This is a genomic window from Microbacterium sp. Z10_103, from assembly GCF_058310455.1.
Genome location: NZ_JBZEGK010000001.1, coordinates 3,039,800 through 3,055,898, shown reverse-complemented (window position 1 = coordinate 3,055,898; position 16,099 = coordinate 3,039,800). Strand labels below are relative to the sequence as shown.

Genomic DNA, 16,099 nt, shown 5'->3' with positions numbered 1-16,099 from the left:
TGCACGCCAGTGGAGCGGTCAGAACACGATCGTGTGGTTGCCGTTTCGGATGACGCGGTCCTGCGCATGCCACTGCACGGCGCGCGAGAGCACCTGACGCTCGACGTCGGCACCCCGGCGGACCAGCTCGGCCAGCGAATCTCCGTGCGTGACGCGCACGGTGTCCTGCTCGATGATCGGTCCCTCGTCGAGGTCGTCGGTGACGTAATGCGACGTCGCGCCGATGAGCTTCACGCCCCGCTCCTTGGCCTTCTTGTACGGCTCGGCGCCGATGAAGGCCGGGAGGAACGAGTGGTGGATGTTGATGACGGGCACGCCGAGCTGCTGCAGGAAGTCGGCCGAGAGGATCTGCATGTAGCGGGCGAGGACGACGAAGTCGACGTTGCCGACGAGCAGCTCGAGCATCTTCGCCTCGGAGGCGCTCTTGTCGGGACCAGGGGTCGAAGGCACGTGGAAGAACGGCACACCGAAGGAGCGGACATCCTCGGCCGACGTGGTGTGGTTCGACACCACCATCGGGACGGTGACGGGAAGATCGCCGCGACGGTGCCGCCACAGCAGGTCGAGGAGGCAATGGTCCTGCTTGGAGGCCAGGATCGCCATGCGCTTGGGCACGGACTGATCGGTGATCGACCACTCGAGGTCGAACGCGCCACCGAGCGTGCGATCGAGATCGGCTTCGATCGCCGGGATGGCCGCGGCGAGGTCGGGGCGGTGGAACACGACACGCTGGAAGTACGCGCCCCCGCGCGGGTCGTCGGAGTACTGGTCGAACGCGACGATGTTGCCGCCGTTGCGCGTGATCAGCGCGGAGACGGCGGCGATGATCCCCGGCTGGTCACGTCCGTGCACGATGAGGCAGGCGTGGTCGGGGTGCAGGTGAGGGCTGTGCGCGGCCATCCCCTCATTCTGCCGTGCCTCGGACGCCGTCCCCGACGTGCCCGCCGCCCGCCGGCGTACCTAACTCAGGACAAACAGCCCGAATCGCCGTCTGCGGCGTTCCGGGCGGCGATTCTTCCTGAGTTAGGCACGAGGACGGCGGCGCCCGCCGCCGTGGACGCGTCGCGCTCGCGGGACGCAGGCAGGTCCGGCGTCGCGGACGCCCCGCATCCCTGTGCCCGCCCCGCGCCGGCCGTGCGCCCGCGGGTTGCGCGCGGCCGGCGGACCTAACTCAGGCCAGACAGCCCGAATCGGCGTCTGCGGTGGCCCGGGCGGCGATTCAGCCTGAGTTAGGCCCGGGGGGAAGCCGGTGTCAGACCAGCGCGGCGGCGCGCCGGGCGCCTTCGCCGAGCGAGTCGAGCTTCGCCCACGCGATCTGCGGGTGCACGCGCCCGCCGAGGCCGCAGTCGGTCGCGGCGAGGACGCGCTCCGGGCCGACGATGCCGGCGAAGCGCGCGATGCGCTCGGCCACGAGGTCGGGGTGCTCGACGACGTTCGTCGCGTGGCCCACGACACCGGGCACGAGAACGAGGTCATCGGGGATGGCAGCATCCCGCCACACCGCCCACTCGTGCTCATGGCGCACGTTGGCCGCTTCGAACGAGATCTGGCCGACGTTCGCCTCGAGCACGACGGGAAGGATGTCGCGCAGCTCGATGTCCGTGGTGTGCGGTCCGTGCCAGGACCCCCAGCACAGGTGCAGGCGCACCCGGTCGCGCGGCAGTCCCTCGAGGGCGTGGTTGAGCGCCTCGATGCGCGTGCGGGTGAACGCCTGGTAGTCGGCGACCGAGGGTGCGGGGTTGATCTGGTCCCAGCTCTCCGCGAGCGAGGGATCGTCGAGCTGCAGGATGAGGCCGGCGTCGACGATCGCGCGGTACTCCTCGCGCAGCGCTTCCGCCCACGCCCACACGTGCTCCTCGTCGGTGGCGTAGTACTCGTTGCGCACGCGAGCGGCGCTGCCCGGCGCGATCGCCGTGAGGAATCCGGTCTGGCCTTCGCCGAGCGCGGCGGTCAGGTGACGGACGTCGGCGGCCACCGCATCCTGGCCCCGGTAGGTGATCGGGCCGGTCGTGCTCGGGAACGCCGTGGCGTTCTTGCCGGTGGGGATGCCGCTGTCGGGATCGGCGTACGCCTCGGCGAAGACGGCGCGGTCGCGCCGATCGAGGAAGGAGGTGAGGCGCACGTGGCCGGGCTCCGACCGCGCGGGCGGCTCGTTGAACGCGTTGACCTCGGTCAGCGAGAGGCCGTTGACGCGCTGGAACGAGTACGACCACCACGCTCCGTAGTCCACGGCGTTCGACATCGCCTTGCCGAACTCGCCGTCTCCGGGCTGGGTGATGCCGGCCTCGCGCTGGCGGCGCACGACGTCGGCCACGGCCTCTGCGGTGAGCGCGTCCACGGCCGGGTCGGGCTCGAAGGTGAACCCGTCGGCGGCGAAGCGCCGCGCCGCGTTGGCGGCGATCAGGGCCTCGGTGCGGGGGAGGCTGCCGGCGGTGGTCGTCTGAATCTCGGTCATGTGCGTGCTCTACTCCTGCGGTTCGGGATGCCAGGCCGAACCTATCGCCCCGCGCGCGGGGGCGCCGATTCGCATGACGCCGTGCGTCATATGGGCGCGAGATCCGCAGTCTCGCCTCCCCGCCGCCGTCGGGTCAGCGCACACCCTTCATCAGCGCCAGCACCGGCTTGACCGCCACCACCAGGGCGATGCCGAGGATGATCGCGATGATCCCGAGGATCGAGAAGTACGGGACCTCGTTGTTCGGGTCGTAGTACTTGGCGAGTTCTCCCGCCAGCGACGTACCCAGCGCCACGGACAGGAAGTACAAGGCGACCATCTGCGTCTGGAACCGCTCCGGCGCGAGCTTCGTCGAGGCCGACAGGCCCACCGGCGAGATGAACAACTCGGCGATCGTGAACACCAGCAGGATGGCCGTGACCCCGAGGAGCGGGGTGGAGTTGGGCGCGCCGTTGGCCCAGATGAGGAACATCAGGAACGCCAAGCCCATGATGATCGAGCCGAGGGAGAACTTCACCGGTGTCGACGGTTGCCGGCGGCCGAGCCGTGTCCAGACGGCGGCGAAGACGCCGGAGAGGATGATGACGAAGATCGGGTTGATGGAGTTCACCCACGACACCGGCATCTCCCATCCGAAGATGTTCCGGTTGAGCCGCTCGTCCGAGTAGATCGTCAGCACGGTGAACTGTTGCTGGTACAGCGACCAGAACCCGACGTTCACGATGAACAGCGGGATGAAGGCGAAGACACGCGAACGCTCTGTGGCGCTGATCGCCTTCGAGGTGAGGATCACCAGGAAGTACGCGATGGCCGCGACGAGGGTGACGCCGATGACGATCGGCGCGAGGTTGTCGGCGCGGATGACGCCGGTGAGCACGAGCAGCGCCAGCAGTACGACGCCCGCGACGGCGACGCCGATCACCAGCGCTCGTCGGTTGGCCGGCAGGGGATTGGGGACGGCGCGTGAGGATGCCGGCAGCTGCTTGCGTCCGAAGGAGTACTGCACAAGCCCGAGCGCCATCCCCACCGCCGCCGCGCCGAAGCCCCAGTGGAATCCCACCGTGGACTGCAGAGCGCCTGTGATCAGCGGACCGAAGAACGCCCCGAGGTTGATACCGAGGTAGAAGAGCGAGAACCCGGCGTCGCGGCGCGGGTCGGCTTCGGTGTAGAGCGTCCCGACGACGGACGTGGCGTTGGCTTTCAGGCCGCCCGAGCCGACGGCGACGAGCACCAGGCCGACCCCCAGGCCCCAGAACCCGGGGAGAAGCGCCAAAGCGATGTGGCCGCACATGATGACGATGGCGCTGAAGAAGAGCACGCGCTCCGACCCCAGCAGGCGGTCGGCGACCCACGCGCCCAGGATCGTGGAGAGGTAGACCGTGCCGCCGTAGGCGCCGACGATGCCGGTGGCCACCGCGCGGTCGATCCCCAAGCCACCCTCGGTGACCGTGAAGTACATGTAGATGAGCAGGATGCCCTGCATGCCGTAGAAGCTGAACCGCTCCCACATCTCCACGCCGAACACGTGCGCGAGCGCCCACGGCTGGCCGAAGAAGCGCGTGTCGCGGTCGCCGGGTTCACCGGCGGAGGGGGCGGATGCGGCGGACGGCGGTCCGGCGTCGGGGTGGGAGAAGTCCGACATGCGCCCAGGCTAGCCCTCGAGGTGCGCGCCCGGGAGCGGGGTACGCCGCGAGCTACGCTGGAGGCGCCGGCCGATCCGCGCCGTACCCGCACCCGTCGAACCCGGAATCGCCGTGACCACCGCCGTGCCCCTTCCCGCTCCCGGATGGCGGACGTGGCTCGTGTGGGGCGTGGGCGTGGGCGCCTACATGCTGTCGGTGACCAACCGCAGTTCGCTGGCGGCGGTGGGCGTGGATGCTGCGGTGCGATTCGATGCCGACGCATCCGCCCTGTCGATGTTCGCGGTGGTGCAGCTCGCCGTATACGGCGGCCTGCAGATTCCGGTGGGCCTGCTCCTCGACCGCTACGGTGCCCGTCCCATCGTCACGATCGGGATGATCCTGATGGCGGTGGGTCAGGGGGTCATGGCCCTTGCCTCCGATGTCGGGATCGGGCTGCTCGCCCGGGTGCTGATCGGGGCGGGGGATGCGGCGGTCTTCCCCAGCGTCCTCCGCGTGATCGCGCTGTGGTTTCCCGCGCAGCGTGCCCCGCTGCTGGTCCAGCTGACCTCGACGATCGGCCAGTTCGGGCAGATCCTGTCGGTCATCCCCCTCGCGCTGCTGCTGCACGCGACATCGTGGTCGATCGCGTTCGGAAGCCTGGCCGGGCTCGGCGCCCTGTTCGCGGTGCTGACCGTCGTCGTGATCCGCAGCCGTCCACCCGGTCGCACGGCGGATGTCGCGGTCGACACCGACACCGGGGCCATCCGTGTCGTGCGCTCCGCGGCCGACCTTCGGGAGGGGTTCCGCGACTCGTGGGCGCACCCCGCGACCCGGCTCGCGTTCTGGTCGCACTTCGCTACGCCGTTCGCGGGCACCGCCTTCGGGCTGCTGTGGGGGTTCCCGTTCCTCACCGCGGGCGAGGGGTTGTCCCCCGCGACGGCGTCGCTCGTCGTGACGTTCTTCATCGTGTCGCTGATCGCGCTCGGTCCGGTCATAGGGGCGTTGTCGGCGCGGCATCCCATGCGGCGCTCGCGGCTGCTGGTGCTGCCGGCGATCGGCTTCCAGGCGGCGGTGTGGCTCGCTGTCATCGCCTGGCCGGGGCCGGCGCCGCTGTGGCTGCTGCTTCTCCTGGCCTTCGCGCTCGGCACCGGCGGGCCGGCATCCATGATCGCGTTCGACCACGCCCGCGCGTACAACCCCAGTCATCGCCTCAGCACGGCCACCGGGATCGTGAACGGCGGCGGATTCTTCTCCGGGCTCCTCGCGATCTTGTTCATCGGCATCGCGATGGACGTGCAGGGCGCCGGCACTCCCGCGACGTACACGCTCGACGCGTTCCGTCTCGCGTTCCTCACGCAGGTGCCCCTGTGGCTGCTGGGGGCGACGATGATCGTCGTCGAGCGCAAGCGCACGCGGGTTCACCTCGGACTGGATTCACCCCGGAGGCCACGCGGCACCGGCGCCGGTGGCTGAGCTCGTCGGGGCGGGTCAGCGGCGGGGAAGCTCCGGCAGCGACGGGCGGCCCTGCCCCGCGCTCGGACGCGACGGGAGGAACAGGGCGAAGATGAGCGCCACCACCGCTGCCCCGATGCCCAGCGCGTAGGACGTCTGGAAGGCGGCCGCCGTGGGCACCTGCATCCCGTCGTGCGTCGTGGACAGTCCCGCCAGCACCGCACCGACCACGGCACCGGCCGTGCTCGTCCCCAGTGAGCGTGCCAGGGCGTTCAGACCGTTCGAGGCGCCGGTCTCATGGGCCGGGACCGAGCGCATGATGAGCATCGGCATGCTCGCGTAACCGAACCCGATCCCGAACCCGATGAGAACGTTCGCGACCACGAGGTGCCACACCTCGGTGTCCCAGATCAGGGAGAACCCGTAGGCGAGCACGAGCGAGACCGCGCCGGCGATCAGGAGCGCGCGCGGACCGACCACGCGGGCCAGGCGGCCGGAGATGGGCGAGAGCACCATCATGATGAGGCCGGACGGCATGATGACGAGGCTGGCCGCCAGCAGCGACAGTCCGAATCCGACACCGGTGGCCACCGGAAGCTCCAGAATCTGCGGATACGACACCTGCGAGCTGAACAGGGCGAAGCCCATCGCCACCGAGGCGAGGTTCGTCAGGAGCACGGGGCGGCGCGCGGCGACGCGCAGATCGAGGAGCGGCTCGGGGATGCGCAGCTCGAACCAGCCCCACGCCACCAGCACGAGCGCCCCGGCGATGAAGGACCCGAGGGTGAGCGGGGAGGTCCATCCCCACTCGTTCCCGCGCGAGATCGCCAGCAGGATGGAGATGAGTCCGATGGTGAGGCCGACCGCTCCCACCGCATCGAATCGCCCGGCGGTGCGCAGCACGCTGACCGGCACGATCCACAGGACGAGGGCGAAGACGGTGATGCCCAGGCCGGCGGAGATCCAGAAGAGCAGGTGCCAGTCGGCGCGTTCGGCGACCAGCGCGCTGATCGGCAGGCCGAGGGCGCCACCGACGCCGAGCGTGGCGCTGATGAGTGCGATCGCCGAGTCGATCCGGTCTTCGCGAAGCACGTCGCGCAGGATCGAGATTCCCAGGGGGACGACCCCGGTCACAGCCCCTTGGAACGCACGCCCCACGATGACGCCCACGATGTCGGTGGACAGCGCGGCGATGGCCGATCCGATGACCATCAGAGCCACGAGGACGAGCACGATGCGGCGCTTGCCGTACATGTCGCCGAGCCGCCCGGCGATCGGTGTCGTGACCGCGGCTGACAGGAGCGTGGCGGTGACCACCCACGCGGTGTCTTCGCGTGGGGCGTTCAGAAGCTCGGGCAGCTGGGCCTGGATCGGCACCACCAGGGTGAACATGAACGACGAGCTCAGGCCGGCGATCGCCAGGACCACGACGATGAGCGTCGGTGGCGGCATCCGGGTCAGGCGCCGTCTGCCCTCGTCCCGACTCACCGATTCAGGTTATCGGTGGTCCGGAAGTGGTCGGGTCGTGCGGGGCAGGTCGGTGCGAGACTGTGGGGGTGAGCGACGAGGCCTCCGGCATCGAGATCCGCGAACTGACCAGCGTCGAGCAGGTGCACGAAGGCGCGGCGGTCCTTGCGGCGGTGTGGCCCGGAGATCGGCAGGCGATGCCCGCCAACACCCTGCGCGCGCTCCAGTACTCGGGAAACTACGTGGTCGGGGTGTATTCCGGCGAGCGGATGGTCGGCGCATCCGCCGGGTGGTTCGGGGCGCCATCGGCGCGGACCCTGCACTCCCACATCACAGGCGTGCTGCCGGAGTATCAGGGACACGGTGTCGGACGGGCGCTCAAGGAGCATCAGCGGGAGTGGGCCTTCGCGCGCGGGGTCGGCCGCATCACGTGGACATTCGATCCGCTGATCGCGCGCAACGCGCACTTCAACCTGCGAGTGCTGGGTGCCCGGGTGACGGACTACCTCGTCGACCAGTACGGGCCGATGCCCGACGAGCTCAACCGTGGCGTCGCTTCGGACCGGCTGCTGGTCTCGTGGGCTCTGGCCGAGCCGCCGGTCGCCACTCCCGATCGCGGTGCGGTCGAGGCGGAGGTCAGGATCCCCCGTGATATCGAGGGGATGCGGCGCGAGACCCCCGCCGCCGCAGCAGCATGGCGCACCGTTGTGCGCGGCGCGCTGGTGCGGCACCTCAATGCGGGGCTGCGCATCGGGGGATTCGACGACGAACGCGGGTACCTCGTGGTCGCCGGCGACTAGCGCAGCTTGCGGATGAAGCGCTCCCCAGGGATGCTGGGAGAGCGCAGCCGCGGGTGGGACCGCTGCACAAGCGCGCACCTGGGGGGAAATTTCATGAATACAGCTCTGTCCGCATCAGCCGGATGCTCAGAACCGCTCACCGCGCCATCCGCATCCGGAGCCGGCAGGACGGTTCACACCCGTGGGTGATCGCGTCGGAATCGTCGGCGGTGGCATCGTCGGAGTGGCACTCGCGCGCGAGTTGAGCGCACGGGGCGATCAGGTCACGGTCCTGGAGAAGGAGAAGCGGCTCGCCCAGCACCAGACCGGGCGGAATTCCGGAGTCGTGCACGCGGGGCTGTATTACACGCCGGGATCGCTGAAGGCTCAGCTGTGCGCTGCCGGCCGCGTGTCCATCCGGGAATTCTGTGAGGACAAGGGGCTGCCGTACCGCGAAGTCGGCAAGCTCGTCGTCGCGGTGGACGACACCGAGCTGGCTGCCCTCGCAGAGATCGAGCGCCGATCGATCGCGAACGGCGTGCCCGATCTCGCCCGCATCGACGACGTGTCACGGATGCGCGACATCGAACCGCACGTCGCGGGGGTCGCGGCCGTGCACTCGCCGCACACCGCGATCGTCGACTACGCCGCCATCACCGAGGCGATGGCACAGGACGTGCGCGCGGCGGGTGGCACGATCCGCCTCGGGCACGAGGTCACCGGCATCCGCGCGGAAGGAGCCGCGGTCCGTGTTCTCACGGCGGTCTCCGAAGACGTGTTCGACCGCGTCATCGTGTGCGCGGGTCTCCAGTCCGACGTCGTCGCGCGCTTCGTCGGCGCCGACCCGGCGCCCAAGATCCTGCCCTTCCGGGGCGAATACTGGGAACTCGCCCCCGAGCGCACAGACCTCGTCCGGGGCATGATCTATCCCGTCCCGGACCCGCGATTCCCCTTCCTCGGCGTGCACTTCACGCGCGGGGTCTACGACAACGTCCACGTCGGCCCGAACGCCGTGCCCGCTCTGGCCCGCGAGGGGTACACGTGGCTCCAGATGTCGGCACGAGACACCTGGGAGTCGTTGAGGTGGCCCGGTGCGTGGCCGCTCGCCAAGCAGCACTGGCGGATGGGTGTGGACGAGATCAGCGGGTCGCTCCTCAAGCCGCTCTACTACCGCAAGGCTCGCCGGTTCGTTCCGGAGCTGCGGATGGCGGACCTCACACACAAGAGCGCGGCCGGCGTCCGCGCGCAGGCGTGGGGGAGCGGGGGCGAACTCCTGGACGACTTCAAGGTCGACCAGGTCGGGGCCGTGACGTTGCTGCGAAACGCGCCGTCACCCGCGGCCACGAGCTCCATCGCCATCGCCCGCTACGTGATCGCGAACCACCTCGCTCCCGTGACGTCGGCCTGACCGGCAGATCCTCCGCGGCATCCTCTCCGCGGCATCCGACGGCGTTGCCGCATCGGCGGGAATCCTGCGGGTGATGGCGGTCGCGGACGACGTGGCGAGACCGTGGACTTCGTATGCTGACGCCATGTCCGCACCCTCCGACCCGCCCGAACGCGCCCGCCCGGCCACCGAGCGGCGCATCGTTGACCTGAGCCACCGGATCCGCGCAGGGCTGATCACCTATCCAGGGCTTCCGGCACCCACCATCCAGCCCTACCTCACGCGCGCCGACTCTCGTGCCCGGTACGCGCCCGGCACCGAGTTCGCGATGGACGTGATCAGCTTCATCGGCAACACCGGCACCTACCTCGACTCGCCGTTCCATCGGTATGCGGAGGGGGCGGATCTGGCCGGACTCGATCTGGCGACGCTCGTGGGGCTACCCACCGAGGTGTTCCACCTCGAGGATGCGTGGGATGCCGAACATCGTGGCATCGGACCGGAACTCCTCGCCGGCCGCGACCTCCGGGGCGCCGCGGTGCTGCTGCACACCGGGTGGGACCGGTGGTTCGGCCGTGAGGAGTACGGCGTCGGGGCACCGTTCCTCACCGGCGAGGGCGCCGGGTACCTCGTCGACCAGGGGGTCGCTCTCGTGGGCATCGACTCGGTCAACATCGACGACACCGGGTCCGGCGGTGAGCGACCCGCCCACTCGGTGCTCCTCGCCGCGGGTGTGCACGTCGTAGAACACCTGACGCGATTGGGCGATCTCCCCGAACGGGGAGCGCGGTTCACCGCGGCGCCCCCCGCCGTCGAGGGCTTCGGGACGTTCCCCGTGCGCGCGTTCGCCGAGCTGTCGCGCTGACCCGGCCCCTTGCGGCCGACCGAGGACACTCGCGCGTGCCCAACGTGGAAGAAGTCCCCGGCGCGTGCCTAACTCAGGCCAAGCCCGCCCGGGCGGGGGAAGACACCGGTGTCGGGGCGGGTTCTTCCTGAGTTGGGCGCGCTGCACCGTGTTCGGCGGTGCGGTCGCGCGGCGGCGGGAATCCGGCTGCGGGATGTCGGCCGTGCGGGCGGACGCCGAGCTGGCGCGTTGGTTCGCCGCGTCGGAGGCCGCCCGGGCGTGCCTAACTCAGGCCAGGTCCGCCTGGGTGGGGGAAGACACCGGTGTCGGTGCCGGTTTTTGCGGAGTTGTGCGCGCTACTCGTGTTCGGCGGCGGGGTCGCCCTGGCCGGGGCCAGGACGCACGGCGGCATCGTCGCGGATGTCAACGCGCGTCACGCCCTCGCGGTGGGTGACGTCGATCCGCGGTGCGGCGTCGGCCTCGGTGGCATCGGGCGCCGTCGTCAGCTGATCGGTGCGCTTCTCGTCGTCGGTCTGGGGGTCGCTCATGGCATCTCCAAAGGGTCGGTTCGGGTTAGGCGGTGCGCCACTCGTCGCTGGTGAGGTGCGATCCGGCCTGGGGTCCCATCTGCAGCATCCCACCGTCCACGACCCAACTCGCACCCGTGACGTACGACGCGGCCGGGGAGGCGAGGAATGCGACGACCGCCGCGATCTCTTCCGGGCGTCCCGGCCGGCCGAGGGGGATGCCCGGGCGATGCGTCTTCTCGGCATCCTCGGCATCCATGTCGTTCAGCGGTGTGGCGATCTCGCCGGGGGCGACGGCGTTGACGGTGATGCCCTGCGCGCCGAGCTCCTGCGCCATGGTCTTCACGAGACCGCCGAGGCCGTGCTTGGCGGCGACGTACGCGGCGCTCCCCACGCGCGGCTGGTGCTCGTGCACGCTCGAGACCGCGATGATCCGTCCGCCCCGGTCGGCAGCTGCCATCCGGCGGGCAGCGGCCTGCATGCCCACGAAAGCGGCATCGAGATTGAGACCGACGTCCTGACGCCAGCCGGCAAGGTCGAGATCGAGCACGTGACCGCCGACGCCGCCGCCGGCGTTGTTGACGAACACGTCCACCCCGCCGAGCTCATCGGCGAGGGCGTCGAGGACGTGGCCGGCGGTTTCCAGGTCGGTCGCGTCGAACTGGGTCACGACCGCGCGGCCGCCGCGGGCGCGGACGGCCTCGGCGGTGCGCTGCGCCCCCTCCTCGTCGGAGTGCCACGTGATGCCCACGTCCATGCCCGCTTCGGCCAGCGCGACGGCGCACGCGGCGCCGATGCCGGAGTCGGAACCGGTGACGATCGCGTGCCGGGGGGAGAAGTCGTCGGTATGCATGGCTCGACGCTACGAGCATCCGGGCGCCGCGCAGACGCCCTTTACATCCGCTCACCGCGGCGTTAGCGTTCCCGGTTCGCACTAGCGTGGGGCCGTGATCCCCGCCGACTGGACCCCGCACCGCCGGCCGGACGACCGAGAACTCGTGGGATGGATCCGCCCCGCGGGGGGCGCGTGGGTCGCCGTGTCTCTCCTCGGACGCGACGTGAGCGAGGCGGTCGAGTGGCTCGACGCGGAGGCCGTGCTCGAGCAGACGGGCTTGGCGTGGATGGCGGGCATCTGGATGCTGGAGGGCGTGGCCGATCGACCGCTCCGGGTGAAGCTGGTCGAGGTCACACCTGAGCGCGTCGTCGTGCAGACCGACGACTTCGGGGCCATCGACGTTCCCGTGGAGCGTTTCGAACTGCCCTGGCCTCCGCCTCGAACGCTCCGACCGCGGGATGACGGAGACCGCGAGTAGCCTGACGCCATGCGCGCGAGGCGGCCTCCCACGGGGGTCGTCGTCGTGCTCGCCGCGATGGTGCTGGCCGGCTGCGCGGCCCCGGGGGATGCGGCATCCACGGCGCCTCCCGACGGAGTGAGCGTGAGCCTCGTGCAACTGCGGTCGGATGTCGCCGCGCGGCAGGCGCAGGTGCAGATCCGCAACGACGGCGATGCGGCTCTCGCGGTCGGGGCGGTGCAGGTGGCATCCCCTGGATTCGCCGGCACCGCCGAGCGCGTGGTGGACCGGGTGACGACCGTTCCGCCGGGCCGCGCTGTGGATGTGCGGGTGCAGCTCCCCGCCATGGACTGCACGACAGCGGATGCGGGTGCTCCGACGGTCACGGTGAAGCTCGAGATCGGCGGCGCCCTGCGCACCGTGGTCGCCGACATCCCCGACCCGCTCGCCTTCCTTCCCGGGTTGCACGCGCGCGAGTGCCTGGGCGCCGCGCTGGCCGCCGTCGCCACCGTCACGATCGAAGGCTTCACCCCGGCCCCGCCGGGCGGCACGGGAACGCTCACCCTGTCCATCGCGCCGACCGGGGGCGGTTCGGCCCGGCTGTCCGCGGTCGACTCGACGCCGCTGCTCATGTTCGCGGCCGACGCTCCCGCAACCCCGTACCCCCTCGACGTCGAGATCAGGCCGGATTCGCCGGCGACGACCCTCGACATCCCGCTCGTGCCCCAGCGCTGCGACCCGCACGTCGTGCAGGAGGACAAGCGCGGCACGATCTTCACGGTCGATGTCGCCGTCGACGGCGTGACCGGGGATGTCGATCTGCCCGCGCCGCCGCGCATGAAAGCGCGGATGCTGTCGTGGGTGGCCCAGTGGTGCGGGTTCGGCACGCCCGGATGACGCGGCGTGGACGCATCCGTACGCTGTCGCCATGGAACACGGCGACATCGCTCCGCTCGACCCGGCCGCCGCCGCGCGCGGGATCTCCCGGCTCGCGCAGTCGGACATCTACCGCGCAGGGATCAGCGGAACCCGGCCCCAGGTGCCGGTGGACGCGACGGCGCTGGAGGAAGCGGCGCGACGCCGGCTGAGCGCCGCGGCCTTCGCCTATCTCGCCGGGGGCGCGGGAGCGGAGCGCACCGTCGCGGCGAACCGCGCCGCGTTCGAGCGGTGGCAGGTGTGGCCGCGGCCCCTTCGCGATGTCGCCGAGCGCGATCTGTCGATCGAGCTGTTCGGCCGGCGACTGCCGACGCCGCTGCTTCTCGCGCCCCTCGGGGTGATGGAGATGGCACATCGCGACGCCGACCTCGCGGTGGCCCGCGCCGCGGCCGAGCTCGGCGTGCCGTACACGCTCAGCAACCAGGCATCCGTCGCGATGGAGGCGGTCGCGGCGGCAACGCCGGCAGCAGCGAGGCTGTTCCAGCTGTACTGGTCGTCGTCCGACGAGCTGAATGCGTCGCTGCTGCGCCGAGCCGAGGAGTCGGGATGCTCCGCGATCGTGGTGACGCTCGACACCCACCTCCTGGGATGGCGCACGCGCGACCTCGACCTCGCCTACTTGCCCTTCACGCGGGGACTCGGCATCGCGCAGTACACCTCGGATCCGGTGTTCCGGCGGATGGTCGCCGAGCGGGCTGGGAGGAGGGATGCCGACGGCGCCCCGGGCGTGCGGATCACCCCGAAGGCGATCGCCGCGGGGATCACGGTCGCCCGCAAAGGCTCGGCGCTGACCGGAGGCGGGGTCCGGGAGGGTCTGCGCTCCCCCCTGCCCCGCGCGGCCGTGGAGACGTTCCTCGACGTCTTCTCGACCCCGTCTCTCACCTGGGATGACCTCGCCCGGGCGCGCGAGTGGACCTCTCTGCCGATCGTGCTGAAGGGCATCGTCCATCCCGACGACGCCTCCCGCGCGATGGATGCCGGCGCAGACGGGGTGTGGGTGTCGAACCACGGCGGCCGGCAGATCGACCTGTCGGTGCCGACGCTGGACGCTCTTCCCGCCGTCGTCGACCGTGTCGGCGGGGCGGTTCCGGTGATCTTCGACTCGGGTGTGCGACAGGGTTCCGACGTCTTCGCCGCCCTCGCGCTCGGGGCGACGGCGGTCGCGGTGGGACGGCCTTACGCGTACGGGCTGGCGGTGGCGGGGCAGGCAGGCGTGCGGGAGGTGGTCCGAAACGTCCTCGCCGAGCTCGACATCACCCTGGGGCTCGCTGGTTTCACGACGGTCGCCCAGGTCGGCCCGGCTGCGCTGCGCGACGCGAGGGCGTGACCCGCGGCTTTCGGCGCGGCGGCCGCCGGCGGGCGTGAGCCAGGCCTTTTCCGCGCGGCTGCCGCCGACGGGCGTGAGCCGGGCCGCAGGCGCCGCTCGATAGAATCGAGGTACCGCGACTTTCCGCGGCATCCCACCCTCTTTGCGACCATTGGAGCCACCGTGGCCGAACAGTCCCGCCTTGACAAGGTCATCGCCCTCGCCCGCCACCGCGGGTTCGTCTTCCAGGCGGGCGAGATCTACGGCGGCTCTCGCTCGGCGTGGGACTACGGCCCCCTCGGCACCGAGCTGAAGGAGAACATCCGCCGCCAGTGGTGGCAGACGTTCGTCCGCGGCCGCGGGGACATGGTCGGCCTGGACTCGTCGATCATCCTCCCCAAGCGCGTGTGGGAGGCATCCGGTCACGTTGCGACGTTCACCGATCCGCTCGTGGAGTGTCTGCACTGCCACAAGCGCTTCCGCGCCGACACCCTGGTCGAGGACTTCGAGGCGCGCAAGGGCCGGCCGGCCGAGAACGGGCTCGCTGACATCCCGTGCCCCAACTGCGGCACGAAGGGCCAGTACACCGAGCCGAAGGCGTTCTCCGGTCTCGTGAAGACCTACCTCGGCGTCGTCGACGACGAGAGCGGCCTGTACTACCTGCGGCCCGAGACCGCGCAGGGCATCTTCGTGAACTTCAGCAACGTCCTCACGGCCTCGCGTCGCAAGCCGCCGTTCGGCGTCGGGCAGGTCGGCAAGGCGTTCCGCAACGAGATCACCCCCGGAAACTTCATCTTCCGCACGCGTGAGTTCGAGCAGATGGAGATCGAGTTCTTCACGCCGCCCGCAGAGGCGGACGAATGGTTCGACCACTGGGTCGAGGCGTGCTGGAACTGGTTCGTCGACCTCGGCGTCGACCCCGCGAACATGCGCCGCTACGACGTCCCCGTCGAGGACCGCGCGCACTACTCCGCCGGCACGATCGACGTCGAGTACCGCTTCGGATTCCCCGGCAAGGAGTGGGGCGAGCTCATGGGCATCGCCAACCGCACCGACTTCGACCTGAAGAACCACTCCGAGGCATCCGGTCAGAGCCTCACCTACTTCGACCAGGCCTCGGGCGAGAAGTACACGCCCTTCGTCATCGAACCCTCGTTCGGCTTGACGCGCGCGATGATGGCGTTCCTCGTGGACGCCTACGAAGAGGAAGAGGTGCCCAACGCCAAGGGGGGCACCGACAAGCGCACCGTGCTGCGCCTTGACCCGCGCCTGGCGCCGGTCAAGGTCGCCGTGCTGCCGCTCTCGCGCAACGAGAGGCTTTCGCCGCTGGCGCGCGAGGTCGCCGACGGCCTCCGCGGCCTGTGGAACGTCGACTTCGACGACGCCGGTGCGATCGGCCGTCGCTACCGCCGCCAGGACGAGATCGGCACGCCCTTCTGCGTGACCGTCGACTTCGATTCGCTCGACGACCGCGCCGTCACCGTCCGCGACCGCGACACGATGGCGCAGGAACGCGTGCCGCTGGAGAACCTGCACACGTACCTGGCCGAGCGCCTGCGCGGCGCCTGACCCGCCGCATCCCGCGCCCGGCGGCCGGCGCCCCGCCCCCGGGTCGGCGCCCCGCCCCCGGGTCAGCGGGCGGCGGTCAGCGGGTCGTCGCGCGGTAGGAGTCGCCGATGATCCCCGCCAAGACGTCGAGGTCGACGGTGGAGGCATCCCTCACGTAGAGGCACCCGATGCCGGTCGTGTGCGGGCCGAGGTGCTCGAGTTCAGCGGCGTGGGCATCGACGCCGTCGGCCAGATAGATCGTCGTGGCCGTCTTGCGCGGAGCGAAGCCGACCGCGGCGGTGTCACCCTCGCGGCCGCTGTCGTATTTGTAGTGGTGCGACCCGAATCCGATGATCGACCCCCACAGGGTGGGCTCCTCGCCGGTCACCCGAGCGAACACGTCCAAGAGAGTCTCCGCATCGCGCCGGCGCTTGGCCGGTTCTACTCGGTCGACCAGCGCCTGAACATCGGCAGGAACGTCCAT

At 70.6% G+C, this 16,099-nt stretch carries 15 protein-coding genes; 8 read left to right on the top strand and 7 right to left on the bottom strand.

Going from position 1 to position 16,099, the window contains the following annotated elements:
- Nucleotides 1-18: 18 nt before the first annotated feature.
- The 3 genes from purU to AC4FS2_RS14740 form a co-directional block, all read right to left on the bottom strand.
- A complete protein-coding gene (purU, locus tag AC4FS2_RS14750; protein WP_491155591.1) occupies nt 19-900 on the bottom strand; it encodes a formyltetrahydrofolate deformylase in 882 nt (293 codons plus the stop codon).
- A 352-nt stretch (nt 901-1,252) separates the two neighbouring features.
- Nucleotides 1,253-2,455: a cobalamin-independent methionine synthase II family protein gene (locus AC4FS2_RS14745; protein WP_491155593.1), complete on the bottom strand. Its 1,203-nt coding sequence runs from the start codon at nt 2,453-2,455 to the stop codon at nt 1,253-1,255.
- Nucleotides 2,456-2,588: 133 nt separating this feature from the next.
- The gene (locus AC4FS2_RS14740; RefSeq protein WP_491155594.1) at nt 2,589-4,097 is read right to left on the bottom strand and encodes a peptide MFS transporter; all 1,509 of its coding nucleotides are present in this window, start codon (nt 4,095-4,097) and stop codon (nt 2,589-2,591) included.
- Between the two features lie 112 nt (nt 4,098-4,209).
- On the opposite strand from AC4FS2_RS14740, the gene AC4FS2_RS14735 reads away from it, so the two are divergent.
- Nucleotides 4,210-5,550: an MFS transporter gene (locus tag AC4FS2_RS14735; protein ID WP_491177626.1), complete on the top strand. Its 1,341-nt coding sequence runs from the start codon at nt 4,210-4,212 to the stop codon at nt 5,548-5,550.
- 15 nt (nt 5,551-5,565) lie between these two features.
- Here AC4FS2_RS14735 and AC4FS2_RS14730 read toward each other — a convergent pair whose 3' ends face one another.
- Nucleotides 5,566-6,981, bottom strand: coding sequence for an MFS transporter (locus tag AC4FS2_RS14730; RefSeq protein ID WP_491155734.1), 1,416 nt, complete (start codon nt 6,979-6,981; stop codon nt 5,566-5,568).
- A 104-nt stretch (nt 6,982-7,085) separates the two neighbouring features.
- Between AC4FS2_RS14730 and AC4FS2_RS14725 the strand changes: the two genes are divergently transcribed.
- The 3 genes from AC4FS2_RS14725 (at nt 7,086) to AC4FS2_RS14715 (ending at nt 10,027) form a co-directional block, all read left to right on the top strand.
- Nucleotides 7,086-7,796, top strand: a complete 711-nt coding sequence (locus AC4FS2_RS14725) for a GNAT family N-acetyltransferase (protein ID WP_491177623.1) — start codon at nt 7,086-7,088, stop codon at nt 7,794-7,796.
- 181 nt (nt 7,797-7,977) lie between these two features.
- Complete coding sequence (gene lhgO, locus AC4FS2_RS14720) at nt 7,978-9,183, top strand: L-2-hydroxyglutarate oxidase (RefSeq protein WP_491177621.1); 1,206 nt, start codon at nt 7,978-7,980, stop codon at nt 9,181-9,183.
- A 124-nt stretch (nt 9,184-9,307) separates the two neighbouring features.
- Nucleotides 9,308-10,027 carry a cyclase family protein gene (locus AC4FS2_RS14715; protein ID WP_491177619.1) on the top strand — a complete coding sequence of 240 codons (720 nt, stop codon included), beginning with the start codon at nt 9,308-9,310 and terminating at the stop codon, nt 10,025-10,027.
- Nucleotides 10,028-10,362: 335 nt separating this feature from the next.
- Here the strand turns inward: AC4FS2_RS14715 and AC4FS2_RS14710 are convergent, their stop codons facing one another.
- A complete protein-coding gene (locus AC4FS2_RS14710) occupies nt 10,363-10,554 on the bottom strand; it encodes a multidrug transporter (RefSeq protein WP_491155758.1) in 192 nt (63 codons plus the stop codon).
- Between the two features lie 25 nt (nt 10,555-10,579).
- Complete coding sequence (locus tag AC4FS2_RS14705; RefSeq protein WP_491177617.1) at nt 10,580-11,386, bottom strand: SDR family oxidoreductase; 807 nt, start codon at nt 11,384-11,386, stop codon at nt 10,580-10,582.
- Between the two features lie 94 nt (nt 11,387-11,480).
- On the opposite strand from AC4FS2_RS14705, the gene AC4FS2_RS14700 reads away from it, so the two are divergent.
- The 4 genes from AC4FS2_RS14700 (at nt 11,481) to AC4FS2_RS14685 (ending at nt 15,636) form a co-directional block, all read left to right on the top strand.
- Nucleotides 11,481-11,846, top strand: a complete 366-nt coding sequence (locus AC4FS2_RS14700) for a hypothetical protein (RefSeq protein WP_491155761.1) — start codon at nt 11,481-11,483, stop codon at nt 11,844-11,846.
- A gap of 9 nt (nt 11,847-11,855) precedes the next feature.
- Entirely contained in the window at nt 11,856-12,722 is an 867-nt protein-coding gene (locus AC4FS2_RS14695; protein WP_491177615.1) for a hypothetical protein, read from the top strand.
- 31 nt (nt 12,723-12,753) lie between these two features.
- A complete protein-coding gene (locus tag AC4FS2_RS14690; RefSeq protein ID WP_491177613.1) occupies nt 12,754-14,088 on the top strand; it encodes an alpha-hydroxy-acid oxidizing protein in 1,335 nt (444 codons plus the stop codon).
- A 162-nt stretch (nt 14,089-14,250) separates the two neighbouring features.
- The gene (locus AC4FS2_RS14685) at nt 14,251-15,636 is read left to right on the top strand and encodes a glycine--tRNA ligase (RefSeq protein WP_491155766.1); all 1,386 of its coding nucleotides are present in this window, start codon (nt 14,251-14,253) and stop codon (nt 15,634-15,636) included.
- A gap of 76 nt (nt 15,637-15,712) precedes the next feature.
- Here AC4FS2_RS14685 and AC4FS2_RS14680 read toward each other — a convergent pair whose 3' ends face one another.
- Nucleotides 15,713-16,099: a DUF1801 domain-containing protein gene (locus AC4FS2_RS14680; protein ID WP_491155768.1), complete on the bottom strand. Its 387-nt coding sequence runs from the start codon at nt 16,097-16,099 to the stop codon at nt 15,713-15,715.

Coding starts and splice junctions, on each gene's coding strand:
- purU (WP_491155591.1), bottom strand. CDS start 900: ATGGCCGCGCACAGCCCTCACCTGCACCCCGACCACGCCTGCCTCATC.
- AC4FS2_RS14745 (WP_491155593.1), bottom strand. CDS start 2,455: ATGACCGAGATTCAGACGACCACCGCCGGCAGCCTCCCCCGCACCGAG.
- AC4FS2_RS14740 (WP_491155594.1), bottom strand. CDS start 4,097: ATGTCGGACTTCTCCCACCCCGACGCCGGACCGCCGTCCGCCGCATCC.
- AC4FS2_RS14730 (WP_491155734.1), bottom strand. CDS start 6,981: ATGCCGCCACCGACGCTCATCGTCGTGGTCCTGGCGATCGCCGGCCTG.
- AC4FS2_RS14715 (WP_491177619.1), top strand. CDS start 9,308: ATGTCCGCACCCTCCGACCCGCCCGAACGCGCCCGCCCGGCCACCGAG.
- AC4FS2_RS14710 (WP_491155758.1), bottom strand. CDS start 10,554: ATGAGCGACCCCCAGACCGACGACGAGAAGCGCACCGATCAGCTGACG.
- AC4FS2_RS14705 (WP_491177617.1), bottom strand. CDS start 11,386: ATGCATACCGACGACTTCTCCCCCCGGCACGCGATCGTCACCGGTTCC.
- AC4FS2_RS14695 (WP_491177615.1), top strand. CDS start 11,856: ATGCGCGCGAGGCGGCCTCCCACGGGGGTCGTCGTCGTGCTCGCCGCG.
- AC4FS2_RS14690 (WP_491177613.1), top strand. CDS start 12,754: ATGGAACACGGCGACATCGCTCCGCTCGACCCGGCCGCCGCCGCGCGC.
- AC4FS2_RS14680 (WP_491155768.1), bottom strand. CDS start 16,099: ATGGACGTTCCTGCCGATGTTCAGGCGCTGGTCGACCGAGTAGAACCG.